The sequence below is a fragment of the Bacteroides propionicifaciens DSM 19291 = JCM 14649 genome (assembly GCF_000375405.1).
Classification (GTDB): Bacteria; Bacteroidota; Bacteroidia; order Bacteroidales; family Bacteroidaceae; genus Bacteroides_E; species Bacteroides_E propionicifaciens.
In genome coordinates, this window is record NZ_AQWS01000004.1 from 78,921 (window position 1) to 93,458 (window position 14,538).

Genomic DNA, 14,538 nt, shown 5'->3' on the forward strand with positions numbered 1-14,538 from the left:
GATAAACAAACTTATTTGTTTACATTCGCATATGAGTAAGAAACTATCAAGTCAAACACAAGTTACTTATCCATTACAACGCTAAAAAAAATAAATATGAATAGTAAAAAGAAAGGATTATCAACTCAAACCAAACATGAAACAAATCCTTTTATGATTGAATTAAAAGGTAAAATGTATCTCCAGCCTCGAGCTAATACAATAATAGCTCGAGGAGAATCAATAGTAGACACCTCAACAGGTCAAATAGTAAATGATACTGTTTTAATGGGGAGAAGAAAAGTAGTAGACAAAAGTCAATTTGCCAAGATATATGCTTCCGAGATTGGTAGCTTATTCGATTTATCAAGAAGTGCAATTAATGTTTTTATGTATCTAACCAAAGTAATGGACTATGATCAAAGAGCTTACTTTAATTATTTCAAGGAGTATGCAAAGGTTGGATACAAGTCATTCAATCCATGTTATAAAGGGATATTGGAGTTAATCAATAATCAAATTATCGCACTTGATGTAAGAGAAAATACATACTGGCTCAACCCAACCATCGTTTGTAAAGGAGAGCGATTTGCTATTTATACAGAATATATCACAAAAGAAAAGGCTGAATCTATAGATGCTGAAAAACTGCTGAAAGCCAATCAAAGAGATAATGCTCCAAGCTATGATAATCAGACTCAAAAGAAAATTGATGCTATGAATAAAATTCAAGAAGATAAATATCTATTAGAAGAACAGAAAAGAATAGAGGAATGGGAAAAACGACAAACAGAACTTCCTTTCGATTAAAAGAAAACGAGGAATAGTATTTACTATTCCTCGTTTTTTTAGAGCAAAACAGCTCTCGTATAAAGGTCGTCAAGCGCTCGAGTTGTACCTCTACATTGCTCTATCCTCTTGACCTAACAAAGATACAAAATAGAACCTAACTAATCAATTTTCCATGCTTAAATTTGAGTGATTAATTAATGAGTTTATAGATGGATGAGCGAACGAATGGAGAGGGAAGTAGAGGAGAGAATGGATGAATCGAGAAGAGAATCGAGAAGAGAATGAAGAAGGGAAATGGAAGGGAAATGGATGAATGGGGATTAGGATTTTTTTTTGATATTTAAATTGGTTTCTTTATGAATTCAAATCTAGTTATAGCACACTATAACTAGTAAACTAGTTGTGTGCAAGGGGACACCCCTTGACCCCACATTCTCAAACGATAAATCTTATTGATAATGGCAAAGACAAGCATAAACATTCAACCTGTAAAGGGTGGTAGTGAACAACATAATCATAGAGCTAAAGAGCTTGATTATGTTCGTCCAGAACTTTCTATTAAAAATGAAAGTTGGATATCCGAATCTATTTCGGATAGGTTGAAATTTATAAAAAAGAACACCAAGGAAAAAACAGGAAGATCCCTGCAGAGTAAAGCTACTCCAATTCGTGAAGGAGTAATTGTAATTTCAGAAAAAACAACTCTGAAGGACTTGCAAAAATTTGCTCAAAAAGCCGAAGATAAATTCGGAATAAAGGCAATACAAATTTACACTCACAAGGATGAAGGACACTACAAAGACCAAGAGAAAAAAGAGTGGAAACCAAATCTTCATGCTCACATAGTTTTTGATTGGACTAATCACGAAACAGGAAAAAGCATAAAGCTTAATCGCCAGGACCTGGCACAAATGCAAACCCTATTAGCCGACACCCTCGATATGGATAGGGGAGTTTCTTCAGATAAAGTTCACATACAGTCGCAGCAATTTAAAAATGAAGCCGAATTAAGGCGATTACAAGAACTTTTGCTTGAGAAAGAGGAAAACGTACACAAAGCCAAAGAAGAGCTTAAAAACGTAAAATTAAAAACTAATACAGGCAAAACTATTGATCGTGCAGTAGGCAAACTCTATGAGTTACTTGGGGAACAAAAGGGGAGAAAAAAATAATCGAGCTAGAAAAGAATAATTTAAAGCTCAATCAGGAGCTTCAGGGAGCAAATAAAACAATCAGCAATCTAAGCGAAGAATTGAAAGTAACCAAGCAAGAAGTATCCAAAGTTGTAGAAGAAAATCATACGTACCTAAACGCGTTAAGAGATCTAAGAGTGAAGCTAAATAGCTCTTTAGAGGAAACCGAAAAACAGACTATTGTAGTCTTCAAAGACCTTACAAAGATGTTTAGTGAAGGCTTAAATGTCGAGCCATTCAATAACACCCATATAGCAAGAATATTCAATACAGGTAAAAAACTAAGCCAGGAACAAGAGCATAAAGAACAAGAATCACAAAACAAACGAAGAGGTAGAAGTATCTAACCCTAACTATCATACACTTGTGTATTTTATAATACACGTTGTGGAGTATACTTCTTGCTCAATGTTTATTAAAAAATACTTTTCTAAAAATCGGCTTTTTTGAAGTTTAAATCACTCGTTTTTCGACAAGATATTCTTGATGTATAGATTAATTTTAATAACGGGAGATAGATTAATTAATTTATCTCCCGTTATTAAAATTAAAATCAGACTTGTATTTACTTGTTTTTATTTTGTTTCCTTAATTCCATTATAATAAAACAAACAAATAGTAGAAATTCAACATGAAAAAATAATTCCACCCAATTGCTTGGCATTAGTTGGAACATATTATTTACATACAAAACAGTAAAAACAATTCCACATATAATCATTTGTATTAACATATCATCTACACATTAAAGCTGATACAACCCCCCAACATACAGCAAATCCAATACTAGCACCAAGTGTCATAGGAGCAAATGCAGCTCCAACTCCTCCAGCTACTCCCATTCCTATACCACACCATTCTGATCCAGAAGCTCTTGTTTGAGAGTTGTACAATTTAACTAAATGTATTTGCTCTTTCTTTAAATCTAGCCTAACATCCGCTACAGGTTCATTAGAACTATCTATTAAAGTATATAAATCTCCATTTTTTACAAATGTAAAAAATGTAATTATTACATCTTTAGCTGTACTACAACCTCCTAGTATTTTATTAGGATCGTTTTTATCAAAAACCATATAACAATATATAGAATTACTAGGGGAACTGAATTCTACCATATTTTCAAAATCCCATTGTTCGTCTTTAATAGAGCGAGTAAGCTTATTTTTTGATATAAACTCATTAAATTGAACTCTAACAGACTCATCAATAGATGGACTTGTTTTTATTAAAACATCTTCGATTACAGTATTATCTTTAACTTCTGTTTCATTCATATTCTCATTAGAACAGGAATATAATACAATACAAAATGGTACTACTAGGAAGTAAAAAGATACTTTTTTAAATGATTTAATTAAATTTGTTTTCATATTAACGCAATTTAAAAGATTTATATATTAAATATCTATTAGTGAAATAACATATAAATAAAACATAAAACAAGTATTTTTAAGTTTTATTTTAAAAAAAAGAGATTACAGAAATTTAAAAACTATATATCAGTAAGTTTTTACACTCTCGGCAAAGGTCAAAAGCGTAAAACCTTGGGGGTCTTAGGGGGCAAAGCCACCTAATAGAAAAGTTCTTGTTTTTTCTTACGGTAAACAAGATATAGAATGCCAATTACTAATACACATACCTAACTAATTAATTATCAGTTAATTACAGTACATTTACTACTATAGTCTTATCAACAGTCTCACTCGACCAATTAGGGCTAAACTCATTATTGGAGTTACAACTCGAAAGCAAAGTCAACAAAAACGACACAGACAAAATCAAAGCCGAGAAGCTAAACAGGTTTGTCACCCACCGATTTACTCTAAATAAAGGACACATATATAAATTCATAGATTTCAATTAATAGTTTAGGGAAAGACTCGTGATTAATCAATTACAGAACCCGTATTATCATCTACATCCCAGTTTGGAACAGTTACATTTATACCCAGATTTGAGAATTCAAATAATACTTCGATTTTAATCTCCTGAGTCTTAGACATACTTATTTGAGGATAATGCATAGCAATAAAATCTTTCAGACTCACTTCGTGACGCTCAAGAGTAGAGGTCGTCATAGTCAGCTTACTCTCTAGAAAGCCAGCCTGAGGGCGAAGAACATTGAACTGACCTCGAAATAGGTTTGGCTTGTCACTTTTCTCTAACACGGGGTTAAATCCGACTAAGTCTCCTTCGATTATATTCATATTCATATCAAAACCCTGAACTTGATGACTGATATGTAAAGAAGGCATTTCTGCGAGTCCCTTAACAGTAACATCAAATTTAACGTGAGCAGACTTTAACAGTAAATCAACAGAGTTATTAGAGATCTCTTTGATATGAACATCCCCTCTAGAAAAATAAAGCCGATCACTTGATTTCAGCCCTTTTCCTCCAGACACCTGATTTATCACACCTTGACCAATATTACCAATACCACCCACTTCAGAATAACTAGATAAGTTACCCCACACAACAAAACTATACGTTCCACCAGGGAGATGCTTGAGTTCCATTTTAGTTTTCGACTTGTCGTCTAAAGTAATTTCTCGAGTTTCAAACAAATCTCCTGTCTATTTATCATAGATAAAAACAGTCAAATGGTCAACATACTTAAGAATGACATCTTGATCTCCATTGGCCAGATACTTAAAGTTGACCTTAGTGGTGTTTATGATACAACCCTCAAGGTCTTCGCTTATGCACCCCGTAAGAGAGAGTGACACAAACAGACTAATAAGCATTGTAATATTTTTTAAAATCATAACTAGATTTAATTTAAATTGTCGCGTTAAATAAATTAGAACATTCACACCGTCCCTTTTACATTACCATGTCAACAAAGCGGCATAACGAAATACTAAATACATACTCAAACACTTAATCTTGTAACTATTAAGACATAAAACCCTATTATTAAACTATTCTACCTGTATATAAAAAGGGGTAGAAGATAAAACAATCAAACAAACCCCATCACAGTCGAGGTAGTAGAATAAATAAAGAGCTATAAACTAAGCGTATAGACCTCTAATAATTTCATAATGCAATTATAATACATTTATTTGATATCTGCACAAATATGAAACAATAGACTACATTTATATAACAATCATTAATCTAAAAAGTAGAATTCAAATAAACTAGAAGACGCATAAAGCACTTTAAAAACAAATTAAGAAACTTTTAATACTGAGTACATTTTTTGCAATTACCTACAAGAACAACAAATAGATAAAACACTGTAAATCATAGCGATAAAAACACAGACACATCATAAATCACTTTTAAAACCAACACTCTTATCCGATAAGCTCAAGGCATTAGTTAATCAACTTTAAAAGCATTTTACTATCATAGATACGAAACACCATTACAATTCATTCATTTCAAAACCATTACAATTAATCATCAGCATAATACAAGGAGATAAGAACACAGATAAGACAAGTCAGTAAAAGAACAAATCGTAACAACTTACTCGTTTAATAGCTCCCACCTACTGACTGCAGCCAAACGAGTAAGTCGTTTAATGTTTAGAGTATGTAATCATTCTAATACTGCAAATAGATTAATCACATTTGGATTATTGGGTACTAAGCAGATCAAGCTAAGTAGCCTCCCAAAAAACAACTCAAAAATCAAGTAACAGATCTGATTGGAGATATTACAAATCTCCATAACTGAAAAACATTTTAAGTTGGTAAAAACACAAAAAAGGCCCTAAGTAAACTTAGAGCCTTTTTTATGTCGATTCAGTTATTCTTTACAGATTACATAAATAAATATAATATAACATAGGTATTATCATTATTGTCAGAAATTAATAAAGAGCCTTGACTCAGTTTTTTCCTTACACCAACATACAAGTTCGCAGTCCATTCTTCAAGACGGGTATTCGTATTGAACATTTCACTACTCTTTTCTATGTCACTGTAATATTGAAAATCTTTATCATGAGCCCAGATTCCCTTCATACCATAAGTTAAATTCCATTTTCGACTAAGTTTATGCTCCATATCAGTATATAAATTAAGTCGCGAAATATTTTGCCCAGCATTAACATTGAATGAGTTGAATTGGTCTTGGTTAGATATATTACTCACAAAACTATTACTTCTATTCATGTATGCGGAGTAATCTGCTCCTATACTAAAACCCATTTTAGTTTTATATCCAATAGCTATGTTGTGTAATGCATTGTTTCCTGATTTATTTGTTACGGTGTTTAATAAAGAACCATCAGATTTAGATGTAGACCGAATTGCAGGAGTTATTTCACCATTATAAACAATATGTATAGAGCTGTTTTCAGAGGGTGTATAATCAAATGCAGTTCTTATATTATGCAAATCACCTCTCGCTTTTATTCTCTGAACTTGCTCTATAGATATCAGATCATCACCAATTGTATGCTGTGAATAAATATTTGACTGCTGTGGCGAAAAGAAGTTTTCATAGCTATAAATAGCTTCTGTAGACCATTTAGGAGTAGATATCACCATACTAGCCCCAGTTATCCAAGTATCTTTAAACTGATTAATATAACTATTACGCACTTCTCCTGAATAGGAATTGTCTTTAGTCTGCTCTAGAATAAGATCTATTACTGCTCCACGAACATTATATTGTGGTGGTGCACTATATAAAACATCAGCAAATTTAACTCTTTCAATGGGCATAGAGCTTAGAAGACTCTTTAGTTGAATAGGGCTCATTGAGGTTGGCTTTCCATTTATAATTATGGTTAAAGTTCCTATACCAGCCAACTGCAACATATTGTCTTTCTCATCGACTCCTGGTAATTTACTGATAGCTTCATATACATTGGTTGCAGTTGTTCCATTCGCTATTTGTTTTATATCATAGATTAGTTTTCCTTCTTCAACTTTAACAATAGGACGATATGCCTCTACTACGACTTGATCTAGTTCTAAAATAATAGATTCTAATACAACTTCTCCCACATCAGGATTATCAAAATTCTCTCTTTTGCGTTTATACATAATATGGTCAAACTGCAGAATTACAGGCATTAAAGTGAGATGTATAGGTAGCTCAAATAACCCATCTTCAGTTGAGACAGTTGTTGCTAAGTATTTTGAGTTAGCATCATACATGGTGATAACTATATCAATAGCAGGTAAACCATCCTGGCCTACAACTTTCCCAAAAACTTTATCCATTTGAGCCAATGTCGAAAAGTTTACTACAAACAAGAGTAGCCCAACAAAAAATAATCTCACTTTCAATTTACTTTGCATTAACACTTATTGAATACTATTTAAAACAACTTAACACAACTGTAAATAAAATAATTGTTTATATAAAAACAAACACCTCGCCATATCGTTTTCATTAACTAACATTAACACAGACAGCAATATTAAGTAGTAATTTTCTGTCTTCTGTTAACTAGAAGCTAAGATTGATGAAACAGAAGCTGGGAAATAACTAATCAGTATGCATAAAAAAAAGGCCCTAAAGTAAACTTAGAGCCTTTTTTGTGTCAATTCAATTATTCCTTACAGAACACTAAATTATAATTTCAATCCTGCATTAACTTTACGTACAGCTTCTGCACTTGCTTTGAAAGCAGCTTTTTCTTTATCGTTAAGTGGAAGATTAATAATTTCTTCGATACCGTTGCGACCAAGAATAACAGGTACACCACAGCAAATATCAGTTTCACCATATTCGCCTTCTAGAGCTACAGAACATGGGATCATTTTACGTTGGTTGTGAATGATTGCCTCAGCTACATAAGCACCTGCAGCACCTGGAGCATACCAAGCTGAAGTACCTAGTAGACCAGTAAGAGTTGCACCACCAACCATAGTTGCTTTAGCTACCTCTTCTAATTTTTCTTCTAAAAGGAAGTTTGATACTGGGATACCTTTGTAAGTTGCAAAACGTGTTAGAGGAATCATTGTTGTATCACCATGACCACCAATAACCATACCTTCTACTTCGTTAGCGTTGCATCCCAATGCTTCTGATAAGAAATATTTAAAACGAGAGCTATCTAGTGCACCACCCATACCGATGATACGGTTTTTAGGTAAGCCTAAAGATTTCAATGCTAAATAAGTCATTGTATCCATAGGGTTAGATATAATAACAAGGATAGCGTTTGGAGAAAACTTCAACGCATTTTCTGCTACTGTTTTAACGATACCTGCGTTAACACCTACTAGCTCTTCACGAGTCATACCTGGTTTACGAGGAATTCCTGAAGTAATAACAATAACATCAGAGTTTGCAGTTTTAGCATAATCGTTTGTGCAACCCACTAATCTTGAGTCAAAACCCAAAAGTTGAGCAGTTTGCATCATATCCATTGCTTTTCCTTCCGATACTCCTTCTTTAACGTCAAGCATTACTACTTCATCAGCTACTTCATTGAAAGCTAATACATTGGCACATGTAGCACCTACGTTACCTGCACCTACTACGGTTACTTTTGACATAATATTTTAATTTTATTTGTAAAACTATATTTAAAGATAGTCTTTAAAAACTATTCTTACTTATCTTGTTCAATACAAAAATAACATTAGTTATTTGATTGGGGAATTATTTCCTTAATATTTTTATAAGAAAGTAGCTATACTATATGTTATAAAACACTATTTTTGTGTAGTATAGAAGTTAATAACTAAGAAGATGAAAAAGAGCCCTAAAACACTGATTATTTTGATGGTCATACTTGGCCTAATTATGCTGGTATTTATGTTTCTGTTTGTCTCAGAAAAAAAGACAAACTACGAACTTATTGAAGGCTTTGAACTCGAAAAGCAAGACCTTGAAAATGAATACAGCAGTTTTGCTAAGCAATATGATGAATTACAACTCACCATATCTAACGACTCCTTGGCTGAACTCTTGGAAAGAGAGCAAACAAAAACTCAGCGTTTACTCGAGGAGTTACGTACCGTTAAAAGCAGTAATGCTTTAGAGATTCGTCGACTTAAAAAAGAGCTATCAACACTACGTAAAGTGATGATAAGCTATATCAACCAAATTGACTCTTTAAACAAAGTAACACAAGAGCAAAGAATAGTAATTGATGAGGTTACTAAAAAATACAATACTGCTTCTCGTCAAATTAGTACACTGGCCAAAGAAAAGAAAAAACTGAATCAACAAGTTTCACTAGCTGCTCAACTTGATGCAAGTAATCTCTGGATGAAGGCTAAAAACAGAAGAGATAGAGATGCTAAAAAACTCAAGGACGCTACGAAATTTCATATTGGCTTTACACTAGCCAAAAACATCACGGCAGAAGCTGGAGAGCGTACACTGTTTATCAATATAACCAAACCAGATCAGTCAATACTCACTAAGGATGCTAGCCTAACTTTCGATTATGAAAACAAAAAACTCCCCTATTCAATCAAGAAATATATTGAGTACGATGGAGAAGAACAAAACGTAACGGTATATTGGGACATCGAAGAGTTCTTGTATGCAGGTACCTATAGAATTGATATTTTTGCTAATGGACTTCTGATTGGTAGTAAAAACTTCAATTTTGATAAATAGATTTGATTACTAATATATTCCTACTGCTATATAAATGTTATATTTAGTACCATAAAACTACATCCATGAGAAAGATACAATGTGTATTCATCCTGTTAGCCACTACTATTTGTGGACTATTGAGTAGTACACCAAGTCGGGCTCAAGAATTACTTACATTAGAGGATTGTCGCTCCTTAGCCAAGGAGCATAGCAAACAACTCCACATTTCGTTAGAGAAGATAAATGCCGCTCATTATTCTAAAAAGGCTGCACATACAAAATATCTTCCGCACGTTTCGGCAAAAGGAACTTACCTAAGAAATCAGAAAGAACTTTCTATTCTTAGTGATCGTCAGAAAAATGAAATCAGCAATTTAGGTCCCAATGGACAGGCACGAATCAACCAATTGGCTGATATCATAGGCGAGCAACTCCCCACGCTCAAACCACTAATTCAGTCGCTAGGTCAAGAGGCTTTTACAGAACTCAACCAGTTTAGCGAAGCCCTGATCGAAGGTGTGCGAACTGATACGCGCAACATGTATGTTGGGGCAATCACCCTTACTCAACCCTTGTATATGGGTGGTAAAATACGAGCATACAACAAAATAACAAAGTATGCTGAGAATCTTGCCAAAGAAGCACACAACTTACAGCTACAAGATGTTATATTGAGCGTTGACCAAGCCTATTGGCAAGTCGTATCACTCGTAAACAAAGAAAAATTAGCCTTGAGTTATCTGGAGCTTCTTCAAAAACTAGATAGCGATATCAATCATTTTATCGACGAGGGTATGGCTACTCGTGCCGACGGATTATCCATCCGAGTAAAAGTCAATGAAGGGGAGATGACGCTTACAAAAGTACAAGACGGATTAGCCCTGTCACGAATGCTACTTTGCCAAGTTTGTGGTATAGACATGCAAACCCCCATCAAGCTCGCCGACGAAAACATCACAGATTTACCGGTCAAGAGTTTCTACACAAACTTTGACCTTCAGAGAGCCTATTTTAATAGAACTGAGATAAAAAGCCTAGAGCTAGCAACTCAAATTTACGACCAGAAGATTAAGCTCGCTCGATCAGAGCACCTTCCTCATTTAGCTCTAATTGGCAACTATATGGTAACCAACCCTGCCTTTTACAACGGCTTTGAGAAGAAATTCAGAGGCATGTGGAATATCGGCGTAAGCCTATCAGTACCTATTTGGAGCTGGGGAGAGGGGTATTACAAAACAAAAGTAGCCAAATCGGATGCACAAATTGCTCGCCTAGAACTTGCTGAAGCTAAAGAAAAAATAGAGCTCCAAATCAATCAATCGGCATTTAAAGTTAATGAGGCCAATAAAAAGCTCAAGATGGCATCGAGCAACCTAGATAAAGCCAACGAAAACTTAAGTTATGCGAAGTTCGGCTTCGAAGAAGGAGTTATCCCCGTGAGCAATGTACTCGAAGCTCATACGGCTTGGCTCTCGGCTCAATCGGAAAAAATAGATGCTCAAATCGATATTAAACTTACGGAGATTTACTTCAACAAAGCCTTGGGTAAATTTACGGAATAAACTGGATTCAAAATGGTAACAGAGAAAGAACAAAAAAGTAATATCCTAATTGCACTCCTGGCATTAGTTAGCATTATTGCTATCGTAATTATTGTAGGTTTCTTCATGCTTAAAACGGGTCCCGAGATTATCGAAGGGCAAGCAGAAGTAACAGAATATAGGGTTTCGAGTAAGGTTCCTGGCAGAATCCTTGAGTTTAGAGTAACTGAAGGTCAGAAGGTTCAAGTAGGTGATACACTAGCTATTCTGGAAGCACCCGATGTTTATGCTAAGCTTGAACAAGCTAAGGCAGCAACAGCTGCAGCCGAAGCTCAAAATATAAAAGTAATGATGGGAGCTCGTAAAGAGGTTATTCAATCGGCCTTTGAGATGCTACAAAAAGCTAAGGCGGGCAAAGAGGTTATGGATAAAACCTATACACGTGTCAAGAACTTGCACGAGAAAGGTGTACTCCCCACTCAAAAACTTGACGAGGCTGAAGCTCAGTATCACGCAGCTTTGGCTACCGAAAAAGCTGCTCAATCGCAATATGACATGGCTGTAAATGGGGCACAATGGGAAGATAAAAGCTCAGCAGCCGCACTTGTTCTTCAAGCACAAGGAGCAGTAGCCGAAGTCGAATCATACGTTAACGAGACTTATCTTATTGCGCAGCTAGCAGGCGAAGTCGAAGAGATTTTCCCTCAACTTGGCGAACTCGTTGGTAGCGGTGCACCCATTATGAATGTGGCTATTATGGACGATTTATGGATAACTTTCAATGTTCGTGAAGATCTACTTTCGGGTCTCAATATTGGTCAAGAATTCTCAGCTTTTATACCAGCTCTAGACAAAAAAGAGGTTACACTCAAAGTGACACATATGAAGGATGTTGGCACTTATGCTGCATGGAAAGCAACCAAAACAGCAGGACAATACGACTTAAAAACCTTTCAGGTTAAAACTAGACCAACAGAGCGCATTGAGAATCTACGTGCAGGTATGAGCGTTATCAGCCTAAAAAAACAGTATGACTAAGAATTATCAAATAGGATTAGGAGCCACTATCAGAAGAGAGTTTAAGCGACTTTACAGTCGCCCACTCTATCTCTTTTGCATGATTATAGCACCACTATTTTGTACATTCTTCTTCACCACACTTATGGCCGATGGATTACCGAGTAAACTGCCCATCGGTGCTGTCGATCTAGATCACTCATCAACATCACGCAACTTGCTTAGAAACCTGGATGCATTCCAACAAGTCGATATCATTCAGCAATTCAATTCGGTTCAAGAGGCTAAAAATGCCATGCAACGAAACGAGATTTATGGATTCTTCTATATCCCCGAAGACTTTGCGAGCAATGCACAGAGTCAGCGCCAACCTACACTTTCGTTCTATACTAACGATGCATTTTTAATTGCTGGATCACTACTATTCAAGAACATGAAGACAATGGGTGAAATGGCCTCAGGAAGTGCTACACTTTCGGTATTATTGGCCAAAGGTCTTACCAAGGAACAAGTACAAGCTGTAATTATGCCCATTTCCATTGATAGCCGCCCACTAAACAACCCTTGGTTAAACTATTCGGTATATCTTTCAAATACCATACTTCCAGGGATATTATCGCTGATGGTACTCATGATCACGGTTTTTTCGATTGGCAGTGAGCTCAAAGAAAACTCATCTAGGCAATGGCTTCGCACAGGTAATAAATCTATTTTTACGGCATTATTAGGCAAACTTATCCCTCAGACTGTCATTTGGCTACTGGTAGGCGGCTTTATTTTAGTCTATATGTATGGTTATCTTTCGTACCCTTGTAATAGTGGAATTCTACCCATGTTTCTGGCTATGACCTGTTTGATATTGGCTTCGCAAGGGCTAGCAATCTTTATCTATGGTGTGGCACCAATACTTAGATTGGCCTTGAGTGCAGTTTCACTTTGGGGTGTACTTTCTTTTTCGATTAGTGGATTCTCTTTTCCAATTATGGCAATGGATCCTACCTTGCAAGTAGCTACCGATTTGTTCCCACTTCGTCACTACTTTCTAATTTACGTCAATAGTGCTCTAAACGGCTACTCGATTGGCTATGCTTGGACCAATTATGCAGCCCTACTTATCTTTATGTTACTACCATTACTGGTTTTGAGAAGGCTCAAAAAAGTACTCATCTATTTTAAACATATCGACTAATGAAGGGCATAGGATTTAGAAAGAAAATTTCTGAAGGGATATTCGACCTATTCTACATTTGGAAAGGCGAACTAAAAACTATTTTAAAAGATCAAGCAATCTTAACGTTTTTGGTCGTGCTCCCCATTATGTACCCTCTACTTTATGCTTTTATCTATACCAACGAAGTAGTAAGAGAGGTACCAGCAGTAGTTGTCGATAAGTCGAATACCCCCAACAGCCGAAAATACATTCAGCTGGTTAATGCAACCCCAGATGTAAATATCATAGCGCATTGCACCGATATCCCCCATGCTCAAAAGGTGCTCAAAGAACGAGGAGCTTATGGTATCATCTACATACCCGAAGACTTTAACAAAAACTTATCAACAGGTAAAACCACACAGATTACACTTTTCTGCGATATGAGTGGACTACTTTATTATAAAGCATTGGTAATGGCTAACACAGCTGTTTCCTTGGATTTTAATAAGGATATCCGAATGAAACTATCCAAGAGTACCACGAATAGGCAAGCCGAGATTTCCGCCTCACCTATTAAGTACGAGGATGTAAAGCTATACAACCCTACTAATGGGTTTGCATCCTTCTTGATTCCTGCGGTGCTTATTTTAATTATCCAACAAACTCTATTACTCGGAATAGGTACTGCTGCAGGGACAGCTCGAGAGAAACATCGCTTTAAAGACTTGATACCTGTCAACAAACATTACGATGGTACCTTACGCATAGTTTTCGGTAAGGGATTAGCCTACTTTATGGTTTATATCCTACTTGCACTTTATGTGGTTTGCGTGGTTCCCAAAATATTTACACTACCTCAAATTGGTGCAGCAGGCAATCTCATTCTCTTTATTGTGCCCTACCTTGCTGCTTGTATATTCTTTGCTATGACTTGTTCGGCAGCTATTAGAAACAGGGAGACAAGTATGCTTATATTTGTTTTTACATCCATCCCACTACTATTTATTTCGGGGATATCATGGCCTGGTGCTGCCGTACCCGAATTTTGGAAGTATGTATCTTATATTTTCCCATCAACATTTGGTATCAACGGTTATGTAAGGCTAAGCAGTATGGGAGCCAGCCTAAACGAGGTTGCTTTCGAATATAAGGCACTTTGGATACAAACGGGAGTATACTTTACGAGTACCTGCTTCGTCTATCGACATCAGATTTTGATTGCACGCAAACACATTATTCAAGAGTATAAATCGGCTAAGCAAAGAAGAGCTACCGATAAAGAGTTATAATAGAGAGCACACGACTAAACATAAAAAAAGAGCACATTCAA

13 protein-coding genes are annotated in these 14,538 nt (G+C 35.6%); 8 read left to right on the top strand and 5 right to left on the bottom strand.

Annotation, left to right across the window (positions count from 1 at the left end; genetic code table 11):
- The first annotated feature begins 96 nt into the window (after window positions 1–96).
- The 3 genes from B091_RS0102140 (at window position 97) to B091_RS12290 (ending at window position 2,311) form a co-directional block, all read left to right on the top strand.
- A complete protein-coding gene (locus B091_RS0102140) occupies window positions 97–789 on the top strand; it encodes a hypothetical protein (protein ID WP_018108363.1) in 693 nt (230 codons plus the stop codon).
- A gap of 440 nt (window positions 790–1,229) precedes the next feature.
- Window positions 1,230–1,943 (top strand): relaxase/mobilization nuclease domain-containing protein, encoded by a 714-nt coding sequence (locus tag B091_RS11640; RefSeq protein WP_018108364.1) that lies wholly within the window; start codon window positions 1,230–1,232, stop codon window positions 1,941–1,943.
- Window positions 1,944–2,023: 80 nt separating this feature from the next.
- Complete coding sequence (locus tag B091_RS12290) at window positions 2,024–2,311, top strand: hypothetical protein (protein WP_018108365.1); 288 nt, start codon at window positions 2,024–2,026, stop codon at window positions 2,309–2,311.
- A 387-nt stretch (window positions 2,312–2,698) separates the two neighbouring features.
- On the opposite strand, the gene B091_RS0102155 is transcribed toward B091_RS12290, so the two are convergent.
- The 5 genes from B091_RS0102155 to mdh all read right to left on the bottom strand — a co-directional run bounded on the left by B091_RS0102155 (window position 2,699) and on the right by mdh (window position 8,440).
- Entirely contained in the window at window positions 2,699–3,337 is a 639-nt protein-coding gene (locus B091_RS0102155) for a hypothetical protein (protein ID WP_025069382.1), read from the bottom strand.
- Between the two features lie 516 nt (window positions 3,338–3,853).
- Window positions 3,854–4,534 (bottom strand): FimB/Mfa2 family fimbrial subunit, encoded by a 681-nt coding sequence (locus tag B091_RS0102160; RefSeq protein WP_018108367.1) that lies wholly within the window; start codon window positions 4,532–4,534, stop codon window positions 3,854–3,856.
- Window positions 4,535–4,543: 9 nt separating this feature from the next.
- Window positions 4,544–4,735, bottom strand: coding sequence for a hypothetical protein (locus tag B091_RS12555; RefSeq protein WP_018108368.1), 192 nt, complete (start codon window positions 4,733–4,735; stop codon window positions 4,544–4,546).
- Between the two features lie 1,008 nt (window positions 4,736–5,743).
- A complete protein-coding gene (locus B091_RS0102170) occupies window positions 5,744–7,216 on the bottom strand; it encodes a TonB-dependent receptor (RefSeq protein WP_155888231.1) in 1,473 nt (490 codons plus the stop codon).
- Between the two features lie 294 nt (window positions 7,217–7,510).
- Window positions 7,511–8,440 (bottom strand): malate dehydrogenase, encoded by a 930-nt coding sequence (mdh, locus tag B091_RS0102175; RefSeq protein WP_018108370.1) that lies wholly within the window; start codon window positions 8,438–8,440, stop codon window positions 7,511–7,513.
- A 196-nt stretch (window positions 8,441–8,636) separates the two neighbouring features.
- On the opposite strand from mdh, the gene B091_RS0102180 reads away from it, so the two are divergent.
- From B091_RS0102180 to B091_RS0102200, 5 genes are all read left to right on the top strand, one after another.
- Entirely contained in the window at window positions 8,637–9,515 is an 879-nt protein-coding gene (locus B091_RS0102180) for a coiled-coil domain-containing protein (RefSeq protein ID WP_018108371.1), read from the top strand.
- Window positions 9,516–9,580: 65 nt separating this feature from the next.
- Window positions 9,581–11,059, top strand: coding sequence for a TolC family protein (locus B091_RS0102185; protein ID WP_018108372.1), 1,479 nt, complete (start codon window positions 9,581–9,583; stop codon window positions 11,057–11,059).
- Between the two features lie 12 nt (window positions 11,060–11,071).
- On the top strand, window positions 11,072–12,076 hold the full coding sequence (locus B091_RS0102190; protein ID WP_018108373.1) for an HlyD family secretion protein: 1,005 nt from the start codon (window positions 11,072–11,074) through the stop codon (window positions 12,074–12,076).
- On the top strand, window positions 12,069–13,244 hold the full coding sequence (locus B091_RS0102195) for an ABC transporter permease (RefSeq protein WP_025069381.1): 1,176 nt from the start codon (window positions 12,069–12,071) through the stop codon (window positions 13,242–13,244). Before B091_RS0102190 ends, B091_RS0102195 begins: the two co-directional genes overlap by 8 nt.
- Window positions 13,244–14,497, top strand: a complete 1,254-nt coding sequence (locus B091_RS0102200; protein ID WP_018108375.1) for an ABC transporter permease — start codon at window positions 13,244–13,246, stop codon at window positions 14,495–14,497. Before B091_RS0102195 ends, B091_RS0102200 begins: the two co-directional genes overlap by 1 nt.
- Window positions 14,498–14,538 lie beyond the last annotated feature (41 nt).

Bases quoted from the DNA above. Each gene is read 5' to 3' on its own strand.
- B091_RS0102190 (WP_018108373.1), top strand. From the start codon at position 11,072: ATGGTAACAGAGAAAGAACAAAAAAGTAATATCCTAATTGCACTCCTG.
- B091_RS11640 (WP_018108364.1), top strand. From the start codon at position 1,230: ATGGCAAAGACAAGCATAAACATTCAACCTGTAAAGGGTGGTAGTGAA.
- B091_RS0102185 (WP_018108372.1), top strand. From the start codon at position 9,581: ATGAGAAAGATACAATGTGTATTCATCCTGTTAGCCACTACTATTTGT.
- B091_RS0102140 (WP_018108363.1), top strand. From the start codon at position 97: ATGAATAGTAAAAAGAAAGGATTATCAACTCAAACCAAACATGAAACA.
- mdh (WP_018108370.1), bottom strand. From the start codon at position 8,440: ATGTCAAAAGTAACCGTAGTAGGTGCAGGTAACGTAGGTGCTACATGT.
- B091_RS0102195 (WP_025069381.1), top strand. From the start codon at position 12,069: ATGACTAAGAATTATCAAATAGGATTAGGAGCCACTATCAGAAGAGAG.
- B091_RS0102155 (WP_025069382.1), bottom strand. From the start codon at position 3,337: ATGAAAACAAATTTAATTAAATCATTTAAAAAAGTATCTTTTTACTTC.
- B091_RS0102180 (WP_018108371.1), top strand. From the start codon at position 8,637: ATGAAAAAGAGCCCTAAAACACTGATTATTTTGATGGTCATACTTGGC.
- B091_RS0102200 (WP_018108375.1), top strand. From the start codon at position 13,244: ATGAAGGGCATAGGATTTAGAAAGAAAATTTCTGAAGGGATATTCGAC.
- B091_RS12555 (WP_018108368.1), bottom strand. From the start codon at position 4,735: ATGATTTTAAAAAATATTACAATGCTTATTAGTCTGTTTGTGTCACTC.